Here is a 23,742-nt window from a genome sequence, read left to right on the forward strand (position 1 = left end):
CGCCTGCGCTTCGCTTTTACACGTTCAGCGCTTGCTTAAGCTCTTCCGGCGAACGGTCCCACCACTCCTGGTTATGCTCAACCAGAAGCTTGCGAAGCGCGGCCTTCTCCACCTCGCCAAGCTCCGTTAAGTTATAGCGGCGTTTAATGGAATGATCCAGCTTGTTGACGTGGTCCGCAAGAATTTTCCAGCCGCGGCGCGCCTCGGAATCGATAAGCATCTCGCATGCCGTTGCCCCGGCATAATACGAGCCTTCCTCGTTGCGGTCGACGGCTACCCATACGATCCAGCACTGGCGGCCGTTTGGCGTATCCTCTTTGTTCGGCGTAAACTTAATGCCGCGTTCCACTTTGCTCTTCGCATGCATGGCGCCTACATCGATATAAGCGACGCCATCATCGATAATGACACAGGATACAGAGCTCAAATCAATCGTCCCTGCGCCAAAGCCTTTATGTTGTTTGTTGCTCACTACGTTGAGCGACAGTGATTTCTTTTCCTTCTTTTCCGGTTGAGCCGGCTGTCCTTGTTCTTCCGTCATGCGTATTCACACCTTCCCCAATACAATAATTCCATTTTAGCTAATAATCATCGAAAAGCAAACATATACATGCTGTAGATGCTTGTCAACGGGAGGGAAACGTTCAATGACTCCACGCTATTTCAAACGAATTTTACTCGTAATACTCGCAGTCGTGATGCTCGGTATATCTGTGCAATACGGCTTCGGGAATGCTTGGCAATCCCAATATACTTATGCTTTCGCCCCCGCCGCCAAAGCCAAGCAAGCACCAGCCCCTGCGCCAAAATCGTCCAAGCCGCCAGTCGTGCAGGAACCAAACACGGTCATGACGCCAAAGCCTGTGGAGCTCAGCCAACGAATCGTGGAATACCATATCAGCGTGCATTTAGTTGATGACGCGAAACGGTTAAACGGCGACCAGACCGTGACATGGACCAACCCAGGCAAAAAAACAGTGTCCGAGCTCTACTTCCATCTGTACCCGAATGCCTTTCAGTCCGAGCAATCCACGTTCATGAAGGAGTCCGGCGGCAAGCTCCGTCAGGACAAGGCAACCCTGAACAGCCAAGGCTACATGAAGCTGCTATCCTTGGAAACGCTTGAAGGCGAGAGCCTGCTGCCGCGTCTGCAATACGTGCAGCCCGATGACGGCAACGCCGACGACTTCACCTTGGCCAAAATACGGCTGCCTGAGCCTGTTGCCCCAGGCAAATCCGTCACGCTGCAAATGAGCTATGAGGTGAAGCTGCCCGAGGTTTTTGCAAGAATGGGCTACTCCGGGAATTTCGTCATGGCGGGGCAATGGTTTCCGAAGCTTGCCGTCTACGAGCCGGTTGGAACAAGGGGACGTACCGCCGAAGGGTGGAACGTTCATCAATATCATGGAAATTCTGAATTTTACAGCGACTTCGGCATATACAGCGTAAAGATAAAAGTACCTGAGGCCTATACCGTTGCTGCTACCGGCTTTCAAACCAAGCCCATTGAAATCAAAGACCAGATGAAGATCTACCAATTTTACGCGGATGACGTACATGATTTTGCCTGGTCAGCCTCTCCGGATTTTGTCTATGAAGAGACGGCTTACTCCGATACGGGCATTCCAGGCGTACGGATTAAGCTTTACCTGGATCCGACGCATGCCGCTCTAAAGGACCGTTACATGCATGCCGCCAAATCCGCTCTCTCCAGCTATGCGAAGTGGTACGGCGAGTACCCCTACAGCACGCTGTCGGTCGTTGTGCCTCCGAAAGGGGCAAATGGTGCCGGCGGCATGGAATATCCTACGCTCATTACCGCCTTCGCCGCGGAGAAGGAAAACCCCGGCTACGATCTCGAGCGAACGGTTGTCCATGAGATTGGACATCAATACTGGTACGGGATGGTTGCCTCCAACGAGTTCGAAGAGGCGTGGCTGGACGAGGGCTTTACGTCCTACGCCGAGGATAAAGTCATGGAAACCGCTTATGGTTTAGAGTCGAATTTGCGAATGGAAGCCAGTTATATGACTGACCCTGCGCCGCTCAAGCAGCTGTCATGGACCTACGGCAGCCACTCGCAATACGCGGAAAACGTATATATGCGGGCTAAGCTCGTGCTTGTCGGAATAGAAAACAAAGTCGGCTCCAGAACGATGCAAAAAATCTTGCGCACTTATTTTCAAAAATATAAATTCAAGCACCCGAACACCGCTGACTTTCAGCGTGTTGTCGAGCAGGTAACCAAAGAGAAATGGCATGATTATTTCAGCCAATACGTTTATGACGATCAAATGGCGGATTTCTCTATTGAATCCATCCATGTGCGCCCGGTTACGCAGGATGGAGCCCAGATGTATGAGTCGATTGTGCTCGTCAAAAAGAACGGCGGCAGCAACGGCGACATCAAGGTGCTGATGAAATTTACAGACGGTTCCAAAGTGACGAAGCTGTGGAACGCCGAGGAATCCCATATGCAATACAAGCAGGTGCATTCCGCTCCGCTTGAATGGGCCATTGTCGATCCTAGCTACAGCAATGTGCTCGATAATAAGCTCATTAACAATTATATGCAGGCTCAATTGCCTGAGGAAACGCGGACGAGATGGAGCCTCGGCACAGTCAAGCTGATTGAAGGTCTGCTCGGGTCGCTGAGCTGGTAAGTAACTGCGTTCAAGGAGCGATAAACGATGAAGATACATTTGAAGCAAGGCTGGCAACTCGCGGTTAAACATTTTTACCTCGTTATTTTAATGTTTCTTTACCAGCTGCTATGGGGATTTTTCCTCTACCGTTTCATTGATTCGGTCGTATCCCCGCTGCTGCGAAGATATCCAAGCTCTTATCCGTCCGAAACGGCCGCTCAGCTCTTCCTGACCGAAGCGCAGTTCCAGCTGTTCAAGACCGATATCATCTCGCCGTACGTTTGGACATTCGGAGCCCTTCTCGTTGCACGGATGCTGCTCACGCCCTTGTTTAATGCCGGGCTGTTCTACTCGTTGAACCAAGCCCGCTCCGACGGGGGGACCCGTTTTCTGGAGGGTATCCGCAAAGCGTGGAAACCGGTAGTGCTTCTATACTGGATCGAGGCCGTCCTGTCGCTTGCTCCCGCTTGGTATTTGCTGCCGCGCTCGCTTGACGCCCTGCTGGAGAGCGGCTCCGTACCGGAGCTGCTGCAAGCGGTGCTTCCGGGAGCCGCGCTCTGGCTGCTTTGGGGCACACTGCTCCATCTGTTGTTCCTTGCCATGCAGTTCGGCGCCGCTTCAGGCGAAGGGGTATTCCGGTCCCTCTGGCGGGCGCTCCGAAACTTTATTTCCTACGGCGCCCTGTCATTGGTTATGTGGGGGATTGGCGCTGCTGCGGGACTCGCAGTCACGAGTTTATCCATGTTATGGGCGGGGCTGTTCGCGCTTATCCTGCATCAAGGCTATCATCTCATTCGCACACTCATGAAGGTATGGACGATTGCCGCGCAGTACGATTGCCTGCAAACCAAGCCTCTGCAGTAACCAAAAGCCTTCGGCCCGCAACGACTGCGGAAACGAAGGCTTTTTTTATTTTGCAGACGAGCGCAACTAAATGATGGCATTTTTGTATAAATAGTTAAGAGAACTTGAACAATGGGGGATACACGCAAATGATGCGTAAAAAACTGATTATTATATCGATGGCATTGCTCTTAACTGGCGGTTCAATCGTTGCAGCAGACAAATTATTGCAGAAAGTTACGTTGGTTTACAATAATAAGCAAACCGCAGAAGACGGTCTGCTCGTAGATGATAAGGTGTACATCAATATCCGCTCCTTAAGCGATTCCTTGCAAGCTTTTATCCAGTGGAAGGGCAGCGAGAAGAAGCTTCTCATCCAGAAGCCTAATGTCCATATGTTTCTGATGAATGAGAAAAGAACGATGTTCGGGCAGGTTGAAAAAGGCAGCGTTCAGAAGTTTTTGGTGCAAGCGCAAATCGATAACTTAAACGTCGCGATCACGGAATTCAAGGTCACGCTGGTTGACCCTAACGATAAAGAAACCACCATTGACCGACGCAGTCAGTCGGATGACGATTTTAAGGAATTCGTTGAGAAGGATACTTTCTGGTTCAGTTCGAAGCTTGTCTCCTATGACTTTAAATACGCAGGCAAATACAAGCTGCGTTTTTGGATGGAACAGAAGAACGGCGATCCTCAGCTTATTTCCGAGAAAATCATTACCGCCAAATAATCAAGATGACTTATTTTGGAAAAGGGCCGTTCCCAGGAATGGCTCTTTTTCATTTTATAACGACATAGAAGTCGTTCCTTGTCCAACTAAGCCGTTGCTTTGCTGCACCGCGCTGAACGAGATGAGATTTTTTTAATCTAATGCGAATAAACGGCGAACTACCGCCGTTTAGGGGACTTTAGACTAGCCCGATCGACCCGGCTTCTCAAGGATAAATCGGTATATTTTACACAAAAGTCACATAATTAATGAAATTGAGTCATCACTTTTGGTCAGAAAGAACTACTATCTGCATTTATTTTACACAAAGAACGGTTAAACGCATCAAAATGGCAAAAGGTTACATGAGAATTATTAGAAATTGCAACTAAAGGCAGGAGATCAATGAAAATAATCGAATAATTCTCAAGAGCAATAAAAAACGGCCTAATTCCCTATCGGGAAACGGGGGAACCACTCTGGGTGAATTGATTCCGACGTCTGATTAATTGGCAGCGCCTGAGGAATCATAGGGAACCTTCAACCGAACCCCACAGCTAACCTCGTCGGCATTGGAAGGAGTTTCACAATTGAAAAAGGTTACCGCAATACTCTTGGGTCTCGTTCTCGTACTCGCTTTTCAGGCGGGAAGCGCTTTCGCGGACTCGAAATTAAACGGATTCATCAATGATGTCATTGGTACTCCGTACAAAAGCGGCGGAACATCGTCGAGAGGGTTTGATTGCTCCGGCTTTACGGGCTATGTGTTCGAAAAAATGGGCATCGATCTTCCGCGCACTTCCGGTTCGCAAGCAAAAGCAGGCACGAAGGTCGCTAAATCCGACCTAATTCCGGGAGATCTTGTGTTCTTCGACACAGCCGGCGGCAACAACAGCGCCGTATCCCATGTTGGCATTTACATTGGAGATGGAAAGTTTGCCCACGCTTCCACTAGCAGAGGCGTTGTAACAGACAAACTTAACTCATCCTACTATGAAAACCGTTATGTGACTGCACGTCGTGTCATGGATGCGGATTCTTTCCAAACGTATGCCGACGCCCAATAGAGTAACCTAATCCCTCGCTAAGAGGGTTGCACGGGTAGACTCATCCAGCAAAGCCGCAGTTTTTTGTCCTCTGACGACAAATGACTTGCGGCTTTGCTGTTTCATTTCAAGCAAATTGCGGCGTAGGGTTAGCCGCTTTTGGAGAAGGAGCCATGCCTGATGTATTTGTTTATTCATCGCAAGGATTTGCGCACGGCAGATATGCGAGCCTTTGACTATTTGAGAAAAAAAGATACGCAAGGCATTCATTTGCTTATCATAGATCCCGTTCTTATCGGCGAAGGCCGATTGACCAGTCACAGCGGCAGAAACTTTATGGCGCAAGCCGCATCCTTGCTGCACAGCTACTCCAATGCAGGAAAGGAGCTGCATGTACTGTATGGTGATCCCGCACTCATTACCGAGGCTCTTCTGCAGGCTCATCCGATTGACGAGGTTATCGTCCATTCGGACTACACGCCTTACTCCCGCCAACGGGATGAGCGACTGCAGCAAATGACTCGCCGTTTTGGCCGTCACTGGCTGTCGATAGCAGACGCACCGCTTGCCGACTTGGAAGCATTTCCTGCATTTGCGCGGCGCTCCGAGCCGTATAAGGTATTTACGCCCTTTTACCGCATGTGGAGCAGCTTTATGCGGGAATGCTACAGCAGTGCAAGTGACACGACGATATTAGAGCTAGCTACCCTTCGCCAAATTGACAGCAAAGTCGCTCTTGCGTTCGCGCTGCCAGAGTCCGTTTCTTGCGCGCTCGGCGGCACGAATGTCGAAGGTGCGCCTAAGTCGGTCGCAAGGCTGGACCGATTCGTACGCGAGCGCCTTGCTTCCTATGCAGAAGGGCGCGACGCTTACGCATCGGAGCATACAAGCGGTCTCGCTCGATTCCTAAATACAGGCGCCATCTCGGCCCGTCAAGCTTACGAGTTTACGCAGGGGCTGCCCGGATCGGAGACCTGGGTTCGCCAGCTCGCCTGGCGTGATTTTTATTTGTATCAAGCGATGTATCATGATGATTTTTTCCGTTATGAGCACCTTGCTGATTTGTCTCCGCTCTCGGATACGAATTTCGAAGCATGGGCTTCGGCCGCCACGGGCATCCCAATCATTGATGCGGCCATGACGCAGCTCAACCGCACGGGTGAGCTGCCTAACCGTTTACGTATGGTAACGGCCATGTTCTTAACGAAAAATCTGTTATGTCCTTTTACGCGGGGGGAACAATATTTCCGCCTCCACTTGAGCGATTATGACAATACGCTTAACCGAGGCGGCTGGTTGTGGTGCTCGTCTCTTGGATATGACGCTGCGCCCTATTTCCGCATTATGAATCCGGCGTTGCAATCGCGAACGCATGATCCGAGCGGAAGCTATATCCGGCGTTGGCTTCCTCATTTGGAGCATTTGTCCGATAAGGAAATCCATCTGCCCCAAGGCGGAGCCATCGTCGATTTAAAGGCTTCGCGTGCGCGCGCTATTGAAGTATACAAAGCGATACTGAATTAGCCGCCTCCCATCCCAGAGTTGGACAAGCCTTTTCCATATTTCGTCTGATTACTAACAAATAAACCTCCGCATTGGCTTTGAAACAGCAAATGCGGAGGTTTTTTTTTCGAATGCAAGCGTAAACGGCTACCGCTTTAACGGTTTTAAGCTTTTGAACGCATTCCCTGCGTCTGTTTTCTGCCCAAAACCAGCATAACCGCCAGCAGAAGCAGCATTAATATAACGAGGGCGCTCACATACCATAAGGTTGACTGCACATTGTACCGATCCATAAACCAGCCGGTTACCCGCGGGAATATCGCCCCCCCAAGACCGCCGCATGCCACAAGCAGGCTCGTGGTTCTTTCGGTCATTCCCGGAATAAGCTCATTGGCATATACGAGAGCAATTCCGAAGATACCCGAGAAGAAAAGTCCGCTGAGAGCAACAAGAGCGAGCATCCAGCTGAGCTGCCCCATAACAGCCATCAAAACGAATATAACGGAAGCTCCGGCCGTTGCAATGAACAAGTAGCGGGAATAGCCCATTCGATCGGCAAGCACGCCTGCAAACAGACGGCCGAGCACCATCGTTCCCCAAAATAAGCTGAGGGCAGCTGCAGCGCTGGGCTCGTCTACCCCCGAGCGAACGATAAGAATGGAAGGCAGATAGTTAGAGAAGCTCATTTCCATACCCACGTAAATCATAAAAAATAAGGCCGATAATAATAGGAACGGCAGTGCCTTGCGCGGATAGCCGAAAAAGACGGAAGCTCCGGCAGCACGGGCCGTTACTGTCCCTTCCGGCCCGGCAGCCTCGCCAGGCTCAACAGCCCTGCGAGGCATATAGCCAAGCTGGTCATCCAGTTCCCCGAAGGACATGGTCAGCCACAGCACAAACGTGATGCCGGACATTGCCGCCAATATAGGAAAGGACACCTGCCAGATGCTTTGCTGAATAAGATAAGCCGCTGCGATCGGAATCAGTAACGCGCCGACGCCAAAAAAGGTTTCCAAACGGCTCATTGCTGACGCCTTACCGTTCTTCGCCATGTCAATAACCATAGCCCCGACCACTGCTTCAGTCATTCCAAAGCCAAGTCCGGCAAGCGGAGCGATCGCCAGCATCCACCCCCATGGGAGCAGCAAGCTGTAAACCGCTTCGCTAAGCGTAAGAATACCCATGGCAATGAGAACGGCACCGCGTTTACCAACTCTCGCGGTAATCGACGGCGCCAGAAGGACCCCTATCAAGAAACCGATAAACTGGTTCATAATCCATTGCCCGCCGTCTTTGTAGGTTAAACCGTAATAATCGATAAGCTGCTCCAAAATAGATCCGCCTACGACATGTGCAACCCCAATGACCAGATAGGACAAACAGCCAAGCCAAATTAATTTCTTCATTCTTATGCTTCTCCTTATATACGCACGCTCATCTTGCGCCTGTCTGATATAATAAACCTATTTCAATCCTTATAGCCTTATAGCCTTGAAGCACGGCAGTCCATTCCAGCGGAGGTACCGAACGATGACAAGCAACCAAAGCTCCACCTATTATAATCGAGAAGCATTCGATATGACTATACATCCGCTCGAAGTCGTCCACGCGCTTGAAATATGCGGGTGGAGCTACGAAGCGCCCTATGATTGCTATAATTGGCCGTCTTGGGAACAAATGAAAAAAGACGGAATCGAATTTGGCGATCCCGTCCTTCGCGCGTCTCAATATGCGGCTGTTTTGAATAACCGGCTCGAGCTGATTGGCTTTGCGCAGTTCTTTCCTATAACCGGTGTCACGCGGCTTGGGCTTGGACTCAGGCCTGATCTCTGCAGCCGCGGCTTAGGCCCCGCATTCACAGAACTTATCGTGTCCGAAGCCCAGCGCCGCGCCCCTCTAAACGAAATTGATTTGGAGGTGCTGGCTTGGAATAAGCGCGCCATCCGCGCGTATCAGCAAGCAGGCTTCAGAATTACGGATACCTATTCGCGATCGACCGCTGCGGGCTTCGCAGAATGCCACTGCATGGTCTATGAGTCTAGCTCAAGCTAAAGCTAAAGCCCCTGGGCACCGCCCTCCGTATCCTTTAAATCCATAAATAATATAAGTCCAGGCGCAACCAGCACCGATATAGTCCGAATCCAGGCATGGGAATCCAGGTCAGTATAGGCTCGTGATACGATTACCCGCCTATTTTCATTTAACTGAACCAAATTGGGTACAAAATAAGGGCGCCAGCTCCAATTTGCACCGCGATATTGCACCTCGCGCCGCCAGGCTTGGTCCGACTCCCGGCAGAAATTCGAGGAAAGCTGAATGCCGACATCATTGCAGAGGTAAACCCGCATGCAATGGGCATAAAGCTCGGGAAGCTGCTCCTCGATCCATTCATCTTTATCCTCGGGGTATTCCGCTTCCTGCAGCAGCTCGACGAGCTGCTCGGCTAACTGCTCCGATTGCCGCTGCCAATATCTCTCGGAACCTACATAGTGCAGCAAATGCTGCTCAAGCTCCGCTTCAATAACCGCCGCAAAACAATCGGGCTCCCGAAACTCCGGCTCCGCTCTCGCGAACATAAAGCCTTGGACATACCTCGCGCCGGCCTGGATGGAACGAGCCAAATCCTCTCTCGTCTCCACGCCTTCAACCAGCAGTGACGCGCCAATTTGGTCCGCCAGATCGGAGAAGGAACGCAGCACCCCGAAATACCCGTCATGCGTCGCGCTTTTTTTGATCATATGGATATCGATCTTTAGCAAATTCGGCTGGATATGCGCGATTCGATCCGTACTGCTGAAGCCGCTGCCGACATCATCGATGGCGATTAAGCAGCCCCGCTCCCGGTATAGATCTACCACGGTGCGAAGCCCTTCCATTGAGCCGTGGAAGCACTCCTCCGTAATCTCGATCACGATATGCTTCGGATCGATCCCATATTTGTCGAGCAAAAACAAGGTGTACAGTTCGCCATTCTTCTCGTATCGGTAAATCCAAGAAGGCTTTAAATTTATAAAGAGCATAGGCTGCTCTTCCATTAACGTCAGCTTTGAAAATGCCTGCTCGCGCAGCAATCGGTCCACCAGGATATGATCCTCTTCCGCAATTTGGTCATTGCAGAAAAAAGGCCCCAGACTGCGAACCGAATCGCCTTTTACCGCTCGGCCAAGCACCTCGTAGCCCATGATTCGCCTTGTATCCATAGCTATAATGGGCTGATAAAATGCGGCTAGTGTTTCGCCGTCTAAACCAAGCGCCTCCGGCAGCAGCAGCGATGATATGCACTCATTCATAGCGGTCTCCTCTATGTTACATCCGTGTTATGTTATCTATCATCTCTTGTAGAATAACATTGTAATAGAGTCGACATAAAATGTAAAGATCCGACAAATATATCCCGTTAACAGAGACGCAAATTTCGGATGGTTAGATCAGTCTTATAATTTGCGTGACTTTATCGTCCTGGGAGACCTCAATAATATGATGCTTGTTATTGTAGGCAATGACGCCGGTGCCCACCTCGATAACCGGATTTTCGCCTAAGCCAAAGAACACATCATCCGCCAGCGCCTCCATCACCTCGTGACGATCCTCTTCCGGAAGCACCGCCCATTCCTCCGCTTCCATTTCAAAAAAGGTATAGCTCTGCTCGATTTCCGCCACAGCTGCTGTCAAATCCTTCAATATATCTGCATATTCCCTTGCATGTCTAACGCCCATTTGCGCATACCACCTTTATCATCGTCATATTTAATGTACATCTCTCTACTATTCTACCGCATTTTCTTAAATTTTAACGCCTTCCTCTTCAAAAGTTCCATTTACTCTAACTTCAGAATGCCCATATGTCGATAATAGAAGAAGTAGAGAAATGTCGAAAATGATTTGGACGGGGTGTATGATGAAAAATTCAACAATTATCGGGCTTGTTCTAGGTTTAGTCGCTGTACTCGGAGGGATGGTTTTAAAAGGAGCACACCTGTCGTCTCTTTTAAATCCTGCTGCTTATATGATTATTATTTTGGGAACGGTAGCTTCCGTTATGATCGCCTTTCCCATATCCGAGCTTTCCAAGGTCGGGAAGCTGTTTAAAATGGTATTTACCGAGCAAAAGCTGCCTCAGCGTGATGAACTGATTCAACGTTTCATGGAATGGGCTTCTATTACGCGCCGCGAGGGCTTGCTTGCTCTTGAAGCAAAGGTTGATGAAATTGAAGATACATTCCTTCGGAACGGCATGCGTATGATTATTGACGGCAATGACCAAGATTTCGTTCGTGACGTATTGCTTGAGGACATTGCTGCGACGGAAGACCGCCATAAGGCGGGTGCGCTTATTTTTACGCAGGCCGGCACATACGCTCCTACGCTCGGTGTACTTGGCGCGGTTGTAGGCTTGATCGCGGCGCTTGCCGATATGAGTGACATGGAGAAGCTCGCCCATGCTATCGCGGGTGCTTTTATCGCTACATTGCTTGGTATCTTTACAGGTTATGTACTATGGCATCCCATTGCTAACAAACTAAAACGCATGTCTAAGCTGGAAATCCAAATTCGACTTATGATGGTTGAAGGTCTTCTATCCATTCAATCCGGCGTATCGACGATTGCGATTAACCAGAAGCTGTCCGTGTTCCTTACGCCTACGGAAAGATTGAAAATGAGGGAGAAGGAGGAAGGCGCCGTTGAGCAGAAAGCATAGACACGAAGAACATGAAGAGCATGTTGACGAATCCTGGCTCATTCCTTATGCCGACTTGCTCACCCTGCTGCTCGCACTCTTTATCGTGTTGTACTCCATGAACTCCGTCGACGTGAAAAAGTTCGAAGAAATGTCCAAAGCCTTTAGCGTTGCACTCAGCACGGGCAGCGGCGTCCTAACCGAATCGTCCATCGTTGAATCTGGTGATGATGACGGAAAGAAACAGGACGAAGCCGGCGGCATTATTGATTCCAAGGATGATAGCAAGGAGCAGACCCAAAGCCAAACCGCTGAGGAAAAAGCTCGCAAGGCCATTATGGAGCAGGAGCAAAAGGATCTCGAGGATCTGAAGAAGAAGATTGACGCTTATATCAAAAAGAACGGCCTGACAACCGATCTGGAAACGAAGCTCAATCTTTCCCAGCTCATGATTACCATTAGCGACAACGCCTTGTTTGCCCCGGCGCAAGCGTCTGTCAAGCCTGAATCGAAAGCGCTGGCCGTTGCCATCGGCAAGATGCTCCAGCAATATCCGGATTACGAGGTCATCGTATCCGGCCATACCGATACGACGCCGATCTCGAACGTCTTCTTCAAATCGAATTGGGATTTAAGCTCGATGCGTGCCATTCGTTTTATGGATATTTTGCTCGAAAATAAACAGCTAAAGCCCGAACGCTTCAGCGCGATCGGCTATGGCGAATATCGGCCGGTGGCCGATAACAAAACGGCGGCAGGCAAGTCCAAAAACCGCCGGGTTGAGGTTTCCATCATGCACAGCTACTCCGATGAAACGAACGCGCAGACGCTGCCCGTAACAAAATAACAACAAAACCCCTGAATCCGCTCGCTGCAGGAGCGTGATTCAGGGGTTTTTCTTTTTTCTGCCTTTAACCTACACCGGCTTGTAGTTCAACGTTTCAAATAAAGCCGCCTTCTCTGCATCCGTTAGGTCTCGCCACTTCCCGACATGCAATCCAGCCAGCTGGATATTCATAATCCGCTGCCGCTGCAGCCTCCTTACATGAAAACCAAATGCCTCGCACATCCTGCGGATTTGGCGGTTTCGTCCTTCCGTCAAAATAATGCGGAACACCCGGTCCGTCACTCTCGTGACCACGCATGGCAAGGTCATGCTTCCCAAAATACGAACGCCGCTGGCCATCCCTTGCAGGAAGGCATCCGTTACCGGCTTATCAACCGTGACTAAATATTCCTTCTCGTGCTTTCCTTCCGAGCGAAGGATCGGGTTTACGATGTCCCCGTCATTCGTAAGAAGGATTAGGCCCTCAGAATCCTTGTCCAGCCTGCCGATGGGAAAGATACGCTCCGGATGGCCGACGAAATCAACGATATTCCCTTTGATATGAAGCTCGGTCGTACTCGTTATTCCTACCGGTTTATTAAGCGCAATATAAACATGGTTTTTTTGCTCTCCGATTTTCTTTCCATCGACCCGCACATCGTCGCCAAGCTCAGCCTGGCTGCCGAGCTGCGCCGTAACGCCGTTAATCGTTACGCGCCCGCTGTCTACCAGCTTATCCGCCTCGCGCCTGGAGCAAAATCCCGTTTCACTTATAAACTTATTGATTCTCAAAGCTGTCTCACCCCGTTGTATGTACTGCCAAATCGGCAATTTTGTCCGATGGATAATAATGCATAGCCGGCGTCTTGCTTACCGCGGCTGCAGCATTCACTGTTATTGCGTTTCCCGCTGCCCGGATCATCGCTATTGCGACATCCGCTCCCTTGATCGGCCGATATTTGCGCAATGGACCAATCATCGCAAACTGCAGACCTTTTGATACGATCGCTCCGAAAACTTCGCCTGGACGCGCGGCTGCCCGCTCACCAAGCAGAAGAGAAGGTTGAAACACCTGAATCACCGGAATACGGAGAAGGGCCAACGCATCCTGCAGCTCTCCCTTGACTCTGCTGTAAAAGACGCTCGAGTTTGAAGCTGCGCCCATTGCCGTAACGACAGAGAAAAGCGAAGCGCCCGTTCGTTCCGCAAAACGAGCCAGCATAAGCGGATACTCGTAGTCGACCTTTCGGAAGGCTTCCCTTGTTTTAGCTATCTTAATCGTCGTCCCTAGCGTGCAGAACACAGCATCCGCGGTTACCTGCCCTAACGCTTGATCCATGCCATCAAGGTCTGCCACGATAACCTTCAGCTTCGCCAGCTCGCCTGCCGTTCCTAATCCCTTGGCCTCTATAGGCCGCCTGGAGAGAACCGTCACCTCTCTTGCGAGAGGATCACGAAGCAGCTGCCCAAGCAAAGCTTTGCCGATTAAACCGGTAGCCCCGACAAGCAGGGCGCTGTAGCCGGCAGCTTTATTAACAGGCAAACCTTCATTCGATCCTGTCTTTTTCAAAACGAAATCATGCTTCAATGGAGAATTCCCTCCCTGGCTTACTTAAGAAGCCTGTTCCATTCTTATGCTTCCAGTATAACGCTCTCACTCACTTCTTTCAAAGCCGGAAGCATGATATGTACCGCCGTTCCCACATTCACTTGGCTTTTGATCTCCATTGTCCCCCGGTGGCTGTTAATAATCCGCTGGGTCACCATAATGCCAAGTCCGGTACCGGTCTCCTTGCCCGTAAAAAAGGGATCGCCGATTTTGGGAATCATATCGTCCGGAATGCCCATGCCCTCATCCGTAATCGTAATGGAGATGTGCTCCCTTTTGTGGCCTATCCGAATATGGATTTCGCCTCCGCTCGGCATGGCTTCAATCGCATTTTTCAGCAAATTAATAAATACCTGCTTCAATTGATTTTCCTCGCATGATATAAGGCAAATTTCTTCCGTTAACGAAATTCGGAACTCTATATTATGCAGAAGCGCCTCGCTATTCATTAATGCAATGACATCTTGCAGCACTTGCCTCACGTCTTTCGATACAAATCGCGTTGCCTGCGGCTTGGCGAGGATGAGAAACTCACCGACGATGAGGTTAATACGGTCAAGCTCCGACAGCATAAGAGTGACGTGGGAAAGCGCCAGCTTCTTGCTCTCCTGCTGGAGCTGCAGAAAACCGCGCAGCGTCGTAAGCGGGTTCCGGATCTCATGGGCAACGCCCGCAGCAAGCTGTCCTACCGTCGTTAGCTTCTCGGATCTGCGCAGAAGCTCCTCCATTTTATTACGGCTTCTCATATCCCTGGTAATGCTGGCAAACGCGCGAATCGTTCCATCCGAATCACGAATAGGCGAAATCGTCACGCTGACCGGTATCAATTCGCCTGACTTGGTTAGACGCATCGTCTCCTGTGCAGGCAGGGCCTTTCCTAACAACAGCTGATTCAGCATGTTCTTCATTTCGGTGCGGTGCGTTTCCGGAAGTATCGGATAAATAAGACCGACGGCCTCCTCTTCCTCGTAGCCGAAGAGCTGCTCGAAAGCCCGGTTTACCTGAATCACCTTGCCATCCAGATCGTTTAGATGAATCGCGTCGCTTGTATGGTTAATGAAGGATTCCAAGTGTTCTTTCATTCTGCGGTTTTCTTCGAACGCCCTTCGCAGCTTGTTCATGTATATACTTAAATTTTGCGACATCGCATTTACCTTTAACGCAAGCAAACCAAATTCATCCTTGCGCTTGATGCGAATGGGCTGTTGAAAGCGTACGGAAGAAACTTCATTTACCTTCCATAAAATATCCTTGAGCGGCCGGATCATTACGCCGACCAGCCAGTAGCTGATGATAAGCACCAGAATCATCGTTATTCCCGTAAAGATTAACGTATCATTGCGTTTTTGGCTGATGAGCTGTTGAATCCCCTCGCCATCATAAACCACGCTGATGATATACTTGTCCATCTTATCGGCTGAGTAAAAGCTTCGAAAATACGGCTTCCCGTTGATTTGCATTTTCCGCAGCCCAAACCCCGTGTCCTTCGCATCGGTTATTAGGGGAAGATCACTCGTGGAATCCAAATAGGTATAGGTGCCGTATACGACCGATAGCGTGTCTTGCTCAAATACCGTTATTTCCTTTATATTTGGAATTATTGTTTCTACAATGTCAAAAAGATGCTCCGGACCGTAAGGGTCGTCTTTCTCAAGGGTAATTCCGAGTCCCGACTGCTTCTCATAGGCCGAAAAAGTGTTAGCAACATGCATAGAGGTATCCTGCATCGTACGGCGCGCTTGCTCACGCATGTCCTGCATCATCGAATATTCACTTAAAAAGTGGTGTAATATGAAAAATGTAAATACGATCAGCGTAATCAAGACAGAGAATTTCATCTTAATCGACAATGTATGACACATCCTTTTACACAAAAACGTGTTTATTAACAACTTATACACATTACTAACAATTGTTGTGCACAGCTCTGAATAAAATGTGAGTATTTTTGTGCATATCCCGTTAGTTATCCACAAAGTTATCCACTACATGTTAACAACAGAATATTTGTTCGTCGTATAATGAAAAAAATTAAAGGAGTTTTGATGTATGACAAGAGAGCAAGAAGACCAGAATTGGATGCTTGAAGCCATAGAAGAAGCTAAAAAAGCCGAGCAAATCGGGGAGGTTCCAATAGGAGCTGTAATCGTTAGAAACAATGAAATCATAGGAAGGGGCTACAATTTGCGCGAAACACGGTTTGATCCAACCGCGCATGCCGAAATGGTAGCCATTCGTGACGCCTGCGATCGCATCGGCGCATGGAGATTGTTAGATTGCACGTTATATGTCACGTTAGAGCCTTGTCCAATGTGCGCGGGCGCCATTGTCCAATCCAGGGTAAAACGTGTTGTATACGGAACAACTGATCCAAAGGCGGGATGTGCAGGGACGCTCATGAACTTATTGCAAGAGCCCCGTTTCAATCATGAAACGGAGCTCACTAGTGGCATTTTACAACCGGAATGCGCATCTTTGTTAACACAATTTTTTCGTAGGCTTCGGGAGAAATAAAATTCCCTATAGGTTATCACGGCGTACCGTAATATGTGTTATCTCATTTCTTTGTATATGCTGTAACGCAACAATAAGCTGATCGGCCTCTTCGCTAATGGCTAGAACATCCGGATCTGTCAAACTGCCGCGTTCTTCGGCGATTTCATGAAGCTTTAGCCGTAGCGACTGCAATTGTATTAGCAAGTTTTTTTTGTCCATAGCTCGCTTCGGGGCACGCTCCTTATCTAGCACTCGTGTGGTAATGCTTCTATTATACTCTTAGCGCAATAAGGAGTTTGTAAAAACTTGTCGACGAAAGCAGACAATTTTCGGGCATTATTCGACAAAATGAAGTTATTTATACCATTTTATAGTTCTTTTTAACTATCAAAACCTATCATAATTTGGTAATTTTTATTCTTGCTCTTTTCAGACTAGTGAAATATTCATGCCTATAAATGGCTCGCAATCATCATAGCCATAAAACGGAAAAAATGACTAACCTTTTCATAATCTTTTTTTAATCCTCGTCTGCATAACGATTGGCTGCAAACAAATCTTTAGTTTGCTCTTGTTTTCCAAGCGTAATCTCGGATAAAAACCCGCCAGCCATCCGCTATTATGAGGATAAATCCATTTGTATTATAAGAAAGTATGAAGTAAAATTATTTAAACATTAGTCGTAATGTAAGTGAAATGAACATAAATTCGGATGTCGGGATGTGCCCTAGTGAATAATAAAGCAGTTATTTTAGGATGTAATTATTATATCGGTTTAAGCACTATTCGTTGCCTAGGCATTAACGGCGTACATACGGTTGCCGTTGATTATTCTACTAAAGATACCTATGGAGCGGATTCAAAATATACGTCAGAGAGACTAATCTCTCCTCATTATAAAGAAGATACGGCTGCATTTATTCGTTTTTTGAAGGATTATGCCCGCAAGCAAAGCGCTCCGCCGGTCCTAATTCCCTGCCATGACTCCTACCTTGAGGTTATTGATGAGCATTTGGAGGAGCTGAGAGAGCATTATCTCATTCCGCAAAACATACCAGGCATTTATTCGGATATGATGAATAAAGAAGTACTACAGCGTTTGGCTCTCGAAAACGGCGTTTCGGTTCCGGAGACGGTCCGTGTGAACGAAGAGAATTTTTTCGAGAAAATAGACCAGACGATCAAGTATCCATGTATCGTCAAGCCGACTGACTCCCCTTCCTTCGTTGCGAAATTCAGAAGAAAGCTTTTTAAAGTGAACAACCGAGCGGAGCTCGAACAAGCACTAGCCAAGTCGCAGGAAGCAAATTTGGAAGTCATCGTACAGCGGATCATTCCGGGCTTTGACGATCATATGTATACCTTTGACGCTTATTTAAACCAAGATTCCAAAGTGACCCACTGGGTAACCTGCCAGAAATTCCGCCAGTATCCCATCAACTTCGGGGCATCCGTGTACACCGGCCAAAGATACGTGCAAGAGCTGTTCGATATCGGTGCTCCTTTCCTGGAAAAAATGAAATGGAAGGGCTTCGCCGAGATCGAGTTCAAGAAGGATGCCGAGACTGGCCGCTATTATCTCATCGAGGTCAACTGCCGGATTACAAACTTGAATAACCTGCTCTACAAGGTAGGCGTAAATATTCCCTGGATTACCTACCAAGAGCTGACAGGCGGCAACCTTGTGCCTCCCAAAGCCGTCAAGGAGGATACGAACCGCGTATTCTGGTACGGCTATGAAGACATGCTCGCCGTCCGCGATTATGTCAAGACCGGGCAGCTGACATGGAAGCAGGTATTCGTCTCGTTATTTAAGCCGAAGGCTTATGCCATTTGGGATTGGAAAGACCCTAAGCCAGCCTTCTCTTACGCTTCCATTATTGGCGGCAAGCTGACGAAAAAGCTTCTAAGAAGGTAGTCCGTACAGATAGAAATAGGTCACTAGAATGGAGCTGATCGTATCATATGTTGTTGACCTCCTTAATTACAGATCTTGAATATAAGCTCGTGAAAGGCGATTTACATAGAGAAGCAGCTTCTATTGCCTACGATTCCAGAGAGGCTGCGGCAAACGGCGTATTCGTTGCGATTTCCGGTTTTTCGGTGGACGGCCATCGTTTCATTGATAAAGCGATCGAGCTTGGAGCAACCACGATTATCGTAGAGAAGGATGTTCCAATCTCTGCTGACGTAACCGTCCTGCAGGTAGCCAATACGCGCGAAGCGCTTGCACGAATAGCTGCTAATTTCTATCATCGCCCGACGGAGCAAATGAATCTTCTCGGCATTACCGGAACGAACGGGAAAACGTCAACCACCTATTTTCTCAAATCTATTTTCGAGCAAACGGGAACCACGCTTGGGATTATCGGTACCATTGGCACGGTGATCGGGGATAAGGTGTTTCAAAATAAAAATACGACGCCCGAATCCCTGAATCTTCAGCAGATCTTCGCTGAGATGACGCAGTCCGACATGAAGCATTGCGTCATGGAGGTCTCCTCGCATGCGCTTAATCTGAACCGGGTTGCTCATTCCAGCTTCAACACCGGGATTTTTACGAATCTAACGCCCGACCATCTCGAGCTGCATCATACGATGGAGGAGTATTTCGAGGCCAAGGCAAAGCTGTTTGACATGACCACGGACTACAATATTATAAATGCCGACGATAAATACGGACGGATTCTAATCGATCGCTTAAAGGATAAGGAGCCTAAGCTGCTTACTTACGGAATAGAGCAGGAAGCCGATATTTATGCGACGGACATTCATTATTTTTCCGACTACACCACCTACACCGTGAATACGCCAAAGGGAAGGATCTCCATCAAGGTGAACCTCCCTGGGACGATCTACGTATATAACAGCTTGGCGGCTATCGCAACCGCATATGCCAACCAATTCAGCCTGCAGCAAATCGCTGAGGGCATTGAGGCCGTCGATGGCATTAAAGGGCGCCTAGAGGTGGTTTATCAAGATGGAGACTCCAAAATTATCGTCGATTTCGCTCATACCGAGGATAGTCTAGAGAAAGCTTTGACGACGATAAGGCCTTTTGCCAAAGGAAGAATCATTCTCGTATTCGGCGTTTACGCGTCAGACGGAGAATCCGGCACGGAGAAGCGCAGAGCGATGGCGAAGGTTGCTGCCACGTTTGCCGATTTTTCCGTTATTACTTCGGACAATCCGAAGATGCAGGATAACAACCTGATTATCCGTGAGATCATTGAAGGCATTGAAGCGTATAACGGCGCTTACGAGGCTGTTGTCGACCGGAGAGACGCGATTGCCTTCGCCATTGAAATCAGCAAAAAAGACGATGTGATCCTTATCGCCGGCAAAGGCCATGAAACGACGCAAATTATCGGAAAAACGGAATTTCCTTTTAATGAAGCGGAAATCGTCAGGGAAATAAAATCAAAAACAAAGTGACGACGCATTTAAAACGCAGAAAAAACGAATTAATCGCAACTAACACTTCAATAAAAGTAGGTTGAACAATGGAAGCTAAAAGCTTAGGCGTCATTGGCGGGATGGGACCGAAAGCAACATCCGTATTTTTCGACATGGTCATCGAACAGACAGCAGCGGAACGTGATCAGGAACATATCGATATGGTGATTCTTAATCATGCCACATTGCCCGATCGAACCGGAGTGATATTGGACAACAGAGGCGAGCTGTTTCTAAAGGCGGTTGCTAAAGATTTAAAGCTGCTTGAAGCGTCCGGCGTGTCGAATATAGCAATACCGTGTAATACTTCGCATTACTTTTATAATGAAATGCAGCAAATGACAAGCATTAATATCATTAATATGGTGGATGAGAGCTTAAAGGAAATTTACGATACCTACGGCGAGCACTGCAAAGTAGGCATCTTGGCAACAAACGGCACAGTGAGCAGCGGCGTTTACCGTAAGGGCTGCGAGCAGTACAATATGAGGCTGCATGAGCCGGACGCAGCGGTTCAAGAGCATGTGATGGACATTATCTACAATAAGGTAAAACGAAATCTGCCTGTAGAGCCTTCCGAGTTTGAAGGTATCATTAACCACCTTCTTACCCATGATGAATGCCAATGCGTCATCATTGCATGTACCGAATTATCATGCATTCCGATTCAGAAAGAAGTTGCTAAACATTGCGTGGATGCCATGTCCGTGCTTGTTCAGAAGTCAATCGAGCTATCCGGCAAACAATCCATATCAAAATAATGAACAACCGCATTCACGGTTGTTGTCATGACGGAGACCGAGGCCCTATGGTCTTGGCTTAGTGAAAGTGAAAAATCCGGAGAATGATCTCCGGATTTTTTTTGTATTCAAATGCTTCAAATGCTTTAACTGACCGGTTAGTCCTTATACAAGGTTAAGCTCCACGTTAATATTGCCGCGAGTCGCCCGCGAATATGGACAAACCTGATGGGCCGCATCGACCAATTCCTTCGCCACATCCGGTTCAACGCCAACAATAGAAATATCAAGTTTGACTCCCAGCTCGTATCCTCTGCCTTCGTCCTTCCCTAATGTAACATGAGCGGTTACTTCCGTTTTCTCTACCATAATTTTCTTCAACCGGCTTACAACATTGATCGCGCTCTCGAAACATGCCGCGTAGCCGCCGGCAAACAGCTGCTCTGGATTCGTAGCTCCTCCTTGGCCTCCATCGGTGATCTGTCAATAAAAAACGGATTCCGATGCTTCTATATGGCTATGGGCATGCATGCCCCATTCAAAAAAAGCCTCATCGGATTTCTCCGATAAGGCATAAATTTATTTTTATTCCGTTTCAAACAGGTCTTCATTCTGCTCTCTTACTTCAAGAATAAGCGGAAGCTGCTCGAAAAAAACATCGACCAACTGAGGGTCAAAGTGCCGCCCCCGCTCCTCTTTTATGAGCTGCAAAATACGTTCCAACGGCCATGCCTCTTTATATGCCCTCGCGCTGCCTAAGGCATCGAATACATCGGCAAGCGCCGTAATTCGTCCATAGATATGTATATTCTCTCCCGCAAGCCCCTGCGGATAACCGGTCCCATCCCATTTCTCGTGATGCTGCCAAGCTACAATCGCTGCGGCCTGCAGGAGCTGCCTCTTTGACTTTCTCAGCAGCTGGTATCCAATCGTGCAGTGTTCCTTCATTTGCTCAAATTCCGCGGCCGTGAGCTTCCCTGGCTTTTGCAAGATCGCATCCGGAATCGCTACCTTCCCAATATCATGCATGGGCGATGCGCTTCGCAGCATTTCGGCTTCTACCTGGCTCATGCCAAGGCCTGCTGCCAAAATATAAGAATATTGAGCAACCCGCTTTACATGATTCCCTGTTTCCTTGGAGCGTCCCTCGCCGATATTGCCCATAGCCAAAATGATTTCTTTCTGTGTCTCTATTATTTCCTGATGCAGCATAATGGATTCAAGGGATTTGCCCGAATAGGCTGCAGCTAGGGTGAGATAGTCCATGTCCTGTGTCGAGAATGACTGCTTTTGAGTAAGCTTGTTGATCGCTTGATACGCTCCGATCACCTCTCCCTGATTGTTGCGGAAAGGAATGGTCATGATCGACTTCGTCCGATAGCCCGTCTTTTTATCGCTCTCCGGGTTATGCCTGGGATCCCCGTAAGCATCATCGATAAAAATAGGCTGCCCGGTGCTGATTGCACTCCCTACTAAGCCGCTTCCGTAAGGTATTCTAATTTCGCCTATACCATGCGCGACCACCGTGAACAATTCATTACTCGCAGCATCAATTAACCAGACCGTACAGCGGTCGGCAACGACCATATCCCTGCCCATATTCGACATTAAAACAAGAACATTTTCCAATTTTTTCTCCGTAGCGATTTTTGCGGTATATTCAAAAATAACCTTAAGCATTTGTTCTGGCGTTAAATCTAATTTAAAAGAAAAAGGTTCATTGAAGTATTCATACATGCGGGGTATTCCTCCAGCTGTTCGAGCTCTTCGTCCATACAACTATTCGCCCCCCTGCACTTTTTTTCCTGCTGTATAACCTAGAAAATTGACTTATTTCGACAATAAATGCAGGATCCCAAAATAAGACTGGTTAATCTTGCTTCCTTAAAAGGGCACATGCTATAATTAACATTGCTGCGCGTCCGTAGCTCATCCGGATAGAGCAAACGTTTCCTAAACGTTAGGTGGGAGGTTCGAGCCCTCTCGGGCGCGCCATATATTTTTTAGAAGCAACTTGCAGTCATTATAATGAGACCTTCTACACATTCGTCGTAGGAGGTTTTTTTGTATGTTTTATGGAATGGATAGGTTGACTACAGAACGTTTGTTCCCCTATAATGTGCATGAGGTGATTTACTAATGGCCATGCCGTTATTTAAGGTAAACAATCATAACCCGCATTCATGCCAGCCGCCGGCTGCGGAAGAGCTTCAGCTTATGCAAGACTCCATTATTCTTCCGCTAGCACTCGCAGTCGTAGAACGCAATAGTCGCGAACTGGATCGGAAAGCCCGCTCCTTGCGTGCGATCTTTGCCAAAGCCGCCGACATTATCATTTTGAAAATGAAGGCTGATTTAGCGGCGAACACTCGGCTGCTGGTTTCAAAAAGCATCACCGTTTGTACGGATCACGGAATAAATAACAAACTAACCTATCATTTCAATTGCCGCGGCTATGAAGATTGCATTACTCTGACACATGAATACATACGAAATGAAATCAACAAACGAATCTCTGCGTACAATTCCGAAATCTTTGCGAAGCATGCCTCCTCCGATGCATAGAAAAAGGTAACTTTTACCTTTCTTTATGCCTCTTACCGAAGACAAATGCGACCTATAAGGCATTTCACGCGTAAGAATAAACACAGTAACCGATAAACTTATCTTTTTTGATGCATCTGCTGTAAAAAAAATAAAATTCCTGTTAGGAGGAACATACATGAAGGCTGCTGGCACGCTGCTGCTAGTTACCGCAATTATGGAAGGCATATTGGGCTTTCCCTTTCTGGGAGGCTCGCTGGTCCTATTTTCCGGTTATACCCTGCTGTTCGTCGCGCTTGTGCTCCACATTATAACGCTGGTCCTTTGTTCGCAGCACAATAAACCCATAGTGGGCAGCATACTAGGTATCGTCACCTCGGTATTGGCATGGATTCCTTTTCTGGGTATGATCATGCATCTTACAACTGCCGTATTCCTCTTTATTGCCGCTTTCAAAAAAGAGCAGCACAGCAATCCCCCATACCCTCCCGCTCCGGGCAGCTTCTAAAAAAGGATTATCCTTTGTAGGTTTTTTCTACGAAAGGATAATCCTTTTTTAAGTCTATATCAGATTCCCGCTATTTCCCGTGCAGAAACGGCTGCGATCACTCCAGCAAGCATCCTTAATAAATTGCTGCCGCAT

23 protein-coding genes, 1 tRNA gene, 1 pseudogene and 1 riboswitch are annotated in these 23,742 nt (G+C 48.2%); of the genes and pseudogenes, 15 read left to right on the forward strand and 10 right to left on the reverse strand.

The window, feature by feature from the left end:
- Positions 1 to 16: 16 nt before the first annotated feature.
- Entirely contained in the window at positions 17 to 541 is a 525-nt protein-coding gene (locus tag MRBLPE1_RS09640) for a YwhD family protein (protein WP_364144716.1), read from the reverse strand.
- A 106-nt stretch (positions 542 to 647) separates the two neighbouring features.
- On the opposite strand from MRBLPE1_RS09640, the gene MRBLPE1_RS09645 reads away from it, so the two are divergent.
- From MRBLPE1_RS09645 to MRBLPE1_RS09665, 5 genes are all read left to right on the forward strand, one after another.
- Complete coding sequence (locus tag MRBLPE1_RS09645; protein WP_364144719.1) at positions 648 to 2,663, forward strand: M1 family metallopeptidase; 2,016 nt, start codon at positions 648 to 650, stop codon at positions 2,661 to 2,663.
- 27 nt (positions 2,664 to 2,690) lie between these two features.
- On the forward strand, positions 2,691 to 3,509 hold the full coding sequence (locus MRBLPE1_RS09650) for a hypothetical protein (protein WP_364144722.1): 819 nt from the start codon (positions 2,691 to 2,693) through the stop codon (positions 3,507 to 3,509).
- A gap of 128 nt (positions 3,510 to 3,637) precedes the next feature.
- Entirely contained in the window at positions 3,638 to 4,222 is a 585-nt protein-coding gene (locus MRBLPE1_RS09655; RefSeq protein WP_364144725.1) for a hypothetical protein, read from the forward strand.
- Positions 4,223 to 4,635: 413 nt separating this feature from the next.
- A riboswitch (cyclic di-AMP (ydaO/yuaA leader) is annotated at positions 4,636 to 4,788 on the forward strand.
- Between the two features lie 3 nt (positions 4,789 to 4,791).
- On the forward strand, positions 4,792 to 5,268 hold the full coding sequence (locus tag MRBLPE1_RS09660) for a C40 family peptidase (RefSeq protein WP_364144727.1): 477 nt from the start codon (positions 4,792 to 4,794) through the stop codon (positions 5,266 to 5,268).
- 159 nt (positions 5,269 to 5,427) lie between these two features.
- Entirely contained in the window at positions 5,428 to 6,771 is a 1,344-nt protein-coding gene (locus MRBLPE1_RS09665; RefSeq protein ID WP_364144730.1) for a cryptochrome/photolyase family protein, read from the forward strand.
- Positions 6,772 to 6,914: 143 nt separating this feature from the next.
- On the opposite strand, the gene MRBLPE1_RS09670 is transcribed toward MRBLPE1_RS09665, so the two are convergent.
- Positions 6,915 to 8,156: an MFS transporter gene (locus MRBLPE1_RS09670; RefSeq protein ID WP_364144732.1), complete on the reverse strand. Its 1,242-nt coding sequence runs from the start codon at positions 8,154 to 8,156 to the stop codon at positions 6,915 to 6,917.
- Positions 8,157 to 8,280: 124 nt separating this feature from the next.
- On the opposite strand from MRBLPE1_RS09670, the gene MRBLPE1_RS09675 reads away from it, so the two are divergent.
- Positions 8,281 to 8,802, forward strand: coding sequence for a GNAT family N-acetyltransferase (locus MRBLPE1_RS09675; protein WP_364144734.1), 522 nt, complete (start codon positions 8,281 to 8,283; stop codon positions 8,800 to 8,802).
- 2 nt (positions 8,803 to 8,804) lie between these two features.
- On the opposite strand, the gene MRBLPE1_RS09680 is transcribed toward MRBLPE1_RS09675, so the two are convergent.
- Entirely contained in the window at positions 8,805 to 10,040 is a 1,236-nt protein-coding gene (locus tag MRBLPE1_RS09680) for an EAL domain-containing protein (RefSeq protein ID WP_364144736.1), read from the reverse strand.
- Between the two features lie 133 nt (positions 10,041 to 10,173).
- Positions 10,174 to 10,467: a hypothetical protein gene (locus tag MRBLPE1_RS09685; protein WP_364144738.1), complete on the reverse strand. Its 294-nt coding sequence runs from the start codon at positions 10,465 to 10,467 to the stop codon at positions 10,174 to 10,176.
- A 181-nt stretch (positions 10,468 to 10,648) separates the two neighbouring features.
- Between MRBLPE1_RS09685 and motA the strand changes: the two genes are divergently transcribed.
- Together motA and MRBLPE1_RS09695 are read left to right on the forward strand one after the other, a co-directional pair.
- On the forward strand, positions 10,649 to 11,449 hold the full coding sequence (gene motA / locus MRBLPE1_RS09690) for a flagellar motor stator protein MotA (RefSeq protein WP_364144740.1): 801 nt from the start codon (positions 10,649 to 10,651) through the stop codon (positions 11,447 to 11,449).
- Positions 11,433 to 12,275 (forward strand): flagellar motor protein MotB, encoded by an 843-nt coding sequence (locus tag MRBLPE1_RS09695; protein WP_364144742.1) that lies wholly within the window; start codon positions 11,433 to 11,435, stop codon positions 12,273 to 12,275. The genes motA and MRBLPE1_RS09695 overlap by 17 nt, the downstream gene beginning before the upstream one ends.
- 69 nt (positions 12,276 to 12,344) lie before the next feature.
- Here MRBLPE1_RS09695 and rluF read toward each other — a convergent pair whose 3' ends face one another.
- The 3 genes from rluF to MRBLPE1_RS09710 are packed head-to-tail and all read right to left on the reverse strand — an operon-like array spanning position 12,345 to position 15,713.
- Positions 12,345 to 13,046: a 23S rRNA pseudouridine(2604) synthase RluF gene (gene rluF, locus MRBLPE1_RS09700; protein WP_364144745.1), complete on the reverse strand. Its 702-nt coding sequence runs from the start codon at positions 13,044 to 13,046 to the stop codon at positions 12,345 to 12,347.
- 7 nt (positions 13,047 to 13,053) lie between these two features.
- Positions 13,054 to 13,842 (reverse strand): NAD(P)H-binding protein, encoded by a 789-nt coding sequence (locus MRBLPE1_RS09705; protein ID WP_364144748.1) that lies wholly within the window; start codon positions 13,840 to 13,842, stop codon positions 13,054 to 13,056.
- Positions 13,843 to 13,886: 44 nt separating this feature from the next.
- Positions 13,887 to 15,713 (reverse strand): ATP-binding protein, encoded by a 1,827-nt coding sequence (locus MRBLPE1_RS09710; protein ID WP_364144750.1) that lies wholly within the window; start codon positions 15,711 to 15,713, stop codon positions 13,887 to 13,889.
- Positions 15,714 to 15,912: 199 nt separating this feature from the next.
- On the opposite strand from MRBLPE1_RS09710, the gene tadA reads away from it, so the two are divergent.
- Positions 15,913 to 16,377 carry a tRNA adenosine(34) deaminase TadA gene (gene tadA, locus MRBLPE1_RS09715; RefSeq protein WP_364144753.1) on the forward strand — a complete coding sequence of 155 codons (465 nt, stop codon included), beginning with the start codon at positions 15,913 to 15,915 and terminating at the stop codon, positions 16,375 to 16,377.
- A 6-nt stretch (positions 16,378 to 16,383) separates the two neighbouring features.
- Here the strand turns inward: tadA and MRBLPE1_RS09720 are convergent, their stop codons facing one another.
- Positions 16,384 to 16,578, reverse strand: coding sequence for an aspartyl-phosphate phosphatase Spo0E family protein (locus MRBLPE1_RS09720; RefSeq protein WP_364144756.1), 195 nt, complete (start codon positions 16,576 to 16,578; stop codon positions 16,384 to 16,386).
- A gap of 511 nt (positions 16,579 to 17,089) precedes the next feature.
- On the opposite strand from MRBLPE1_RS09720, the gene MRBLPE1_RS09725 reads away from it, so the two are divergent.
- The 3 genes from MRBLPE1_RS09725 to MRBLPE1_RS09735 all read left to right on the forward strand — a co-directional run bounded on the left by MRBLPE1_RS09725 (position 17,090) and on the right by MRBLPE1_RS09735 (position 20,576).
- Positions 17,090 to 18,277 carry a carboxylate--amine ligase gene (locus MRBLPE1_RS09725; RefSeq protein ID WP_364144759.1) on the forward strand — a complete coding sequence of 396 codons (1,188 nt, stop codon included), beginning with the start codon at positions 17,090 to 17,092 and terminating at the stop codon, positions 18,275 to 18,277.
- 47 nt (positions 18,278 to 18,324) lie between these two features.
- On the forward strand, positions 18,325 to 19,794 hold the full coding sequence (locus tag MRBLPE1_RS09730) for a UDP-N-acetylmuramoyl-L-alanyl-D-glutamate--2,6-diaminopimelate ligase (protein WP_364144762.1): 1,470 nt from the start codon (positions 18,325 to 18,327) through the stop codon (positions 19,792 to 19,794).
- 68 nt (positions 19,795 to 19,862) lie between these two features.
- Complete coding sequence (locus MRBLPE1_RS09735) at positions 19,863 to 20,576, forward strand: aspartate/glutamate racemase family protein (protein WP_364144764.1); 714 nt, start codon at positions 19,863 to 19,865, stop codon at positions 20,574 to 20,576.
- A 144-nt stretch (positions 20,577 to 20,720) separates the two neighbouring features.
- On the opposite strand, the pseudogene MRBLPE1_RS09740 reads toward MRBLPE1_RS09735, so the two are convergent.
- Both MRBLPE1_RS09740 and MRBLPE1_RS09745 read right to left on the reverse strand, forming a co-directional pair.
- A pseudogene (locus MRBLPE1_RS09740) lies at positions 20,721 to 21,026 on the reverse strand (Ohr family peroxiredoxin); the annotation flags it as partial.
- Positions 21,027 to 21,140: 114 nt separating this feature from the next.
- Positions 21,141 to 22,292, reverse strand: coding sequence for an HD domain-containing phosphohydrolase (locus tag MRBLPE1_RS09745; RefSeq protein WP_364144767.1), 1,152 nt, complete (start codon positions 22,290 to 22,292; stop codon positions 21,141 to 21,143).
- A gap of 181 nt (positions 22,293 to 22,473) precedes the next feature.
- Here MRBLPE1_RS09745 and MRBLPE1_RS09750 point away from each other — a divergent pair.
- The 3 genes from MRBLPE1_RS09750 to MRBLPE1_RS09760 all read left to right on the forward strand — a co-directional run bounded on the left by MRBLPE1_RS09750 (position 22,474) and on the right by MRBLPE1_RS09760 (position 23,607).
- Positions 22,474 to 22,550: transfer RNA gene (locus tag MRBLPE1_RS09750), tRNA-Arg, on the forward strand.
- A 144-nt stretch (positions 22,551 to 22,694) separates the two neighbouring features.
- Positions 22,695 to 23,120 carry a hypothetical protein gene (locus tag MRBLPE1_RS09755; RefSeq protein WP_364144769.1) on the forward strand — a complete coding sequence of 142 codons (426 nt, stop codon included), beginning with the start codon at positions 22,695 to 22,697 and terminating at the stop codon, positions 23,118 to 23,120.
- A gap of 157 nt (positions 23,121 to 23,277) precedes the next feature.
- The gene (locus MRBLPE1_RS09760; protein WP_364144772.1) at positions 23,278 to 23,607 is read left to right on the forward strand and encodes a hypothetical protein; all 330 of its coding nucleotides are present in this window, start codon (positions 23,278 to 23,280) and stop codon (positions 23,605 to 23,607) included.
- Positions 23,608 to 23,742 lie beyond the last annotated feature (135 nt).

The organism is Paenibacillus sp. LPE1-1-1.1, assembly GCF_040676435.1.
In the GTDB taxonomy this organism is placed as follows: Bacteria; Bacillota; Bacilli; order Paenibacillales; family Paenibacillaceae; genus Pristimantibacillus.

Coding starts and splice junctions, on each gene's coding strand:
- motA (WP_364144740.1), top strand. CDS start 10,649: ATGAAAAATTCAACAATTATCGGGCTTGTTCTAGGTTTAGTCGCTGTA.
- MRBLPE1_RS09745 (WP_364144767.1), bottom strand. CDS start 22,292: ATGTATGAATACTTCAATGAACCTTTTTCTTTTAAATTAGATTTAACG.
- tadA (WP_364144753.1), top strand. CDS start 15,913: ATGACAAGAGAGCAAGAAGACCAGAATTGGATGCTTGAAGCCATAGAA.
- MRBLPE1_RS09730 (WP_364144762.1), top strand. CDS start 18,325: ATGTTGTTGACCTCCTTAATTACAGATCTTGAATATAAGCTCGTGAAA.
- MRBLPE1_RS09680 (WP_364144736.1), bottom strand. CDS start 10,040: ATGAATGAGTGCATATCATCGCTGCTGCTGCCGGAGGCGCTTGGTTTA.
- MRBLPE1_RS09650 (WP_364144722.1), top strand. CDS start 2,691: ATGAAGATACATTTGAAGCAAGGCTGGCAACTCGCGGTTAAACATTTT.
- MRBLPE1_RS09685 (WP_364144738.1), bottom strand. CDS start 10,467: ATGGGCGTTAGACATGCAAGGGAATATGCAGATATATTGAAGGATTTG.
- MRBLPE1_RS09670 (WP_364144732.1), bottom strand. CDS start 8,156: ATGAAGAAATTAATTTGGCTTGGCTGTTTGTCCTATCTGGTCATTGGG.
- MRBLPE1_RS09720 (WP_364144756.1), bottom strand. CDS start 16,578: ATGGACAAAAAAAACTTGCTAATACAATTGCAGTCGCTACGGCTAAAG.
- MRBLPE1_RS09640 (WP_364144716.1), bottom strand. CDS start 541: ATGACGGAAGAACAAGGACAGCCGGCTCAACCGGAAAAGAAGGAAAAG.
- MRBLPE1_RS09755 (WP_364144769.1), top strand. CDS start 22,695: ATGGCCATGCCGTTATTTAAGGTAAACAATCATAACCCGCATTCATGC.
- MRBLPE1_RS09760 (WP_364144772.1), top strand. CDS start 23,278: ATGAAGGCTGCTGGCACGCTGCTGCTAGTTACCGCAATTATGGAAGGC.
- MRBLPE1_RS09645 (WP_364144719.1), top strand. CDS start 648: ATGACTCCACGCTATTTCAAACGAATTTTACTCGTAATACTCGCAGTC.
- MRBLPE1_RS09675 (WP_364144734.1), top strand. CDS start 8,281: ATGACAAGCAACCAAAGCTCCACCTATTATAATCGAGAAGCATTCGAT.
- MRBLPE1_RS09735 (WP_364144764.1), top strand. CDS start 19,863: ATGGAAGCTAAAAGCTTAGGCGTCATTGGCGGGATGGGACCGAAAGCA.
- MRBLPE1_RS09665 (WP_364144730.1), top strand. CDS start 5,428: ATGTATTTGTTTATTCATCGCAAGGATTTGCGCACGGCAGATATGCGA.
- MRBLPE1_RS09655 (WP_364144725.1), top strand. CDS start 3,638: ATGATGCGTAAAAAACTGATTATTATATCGATGGCATTGCTCTTAACT.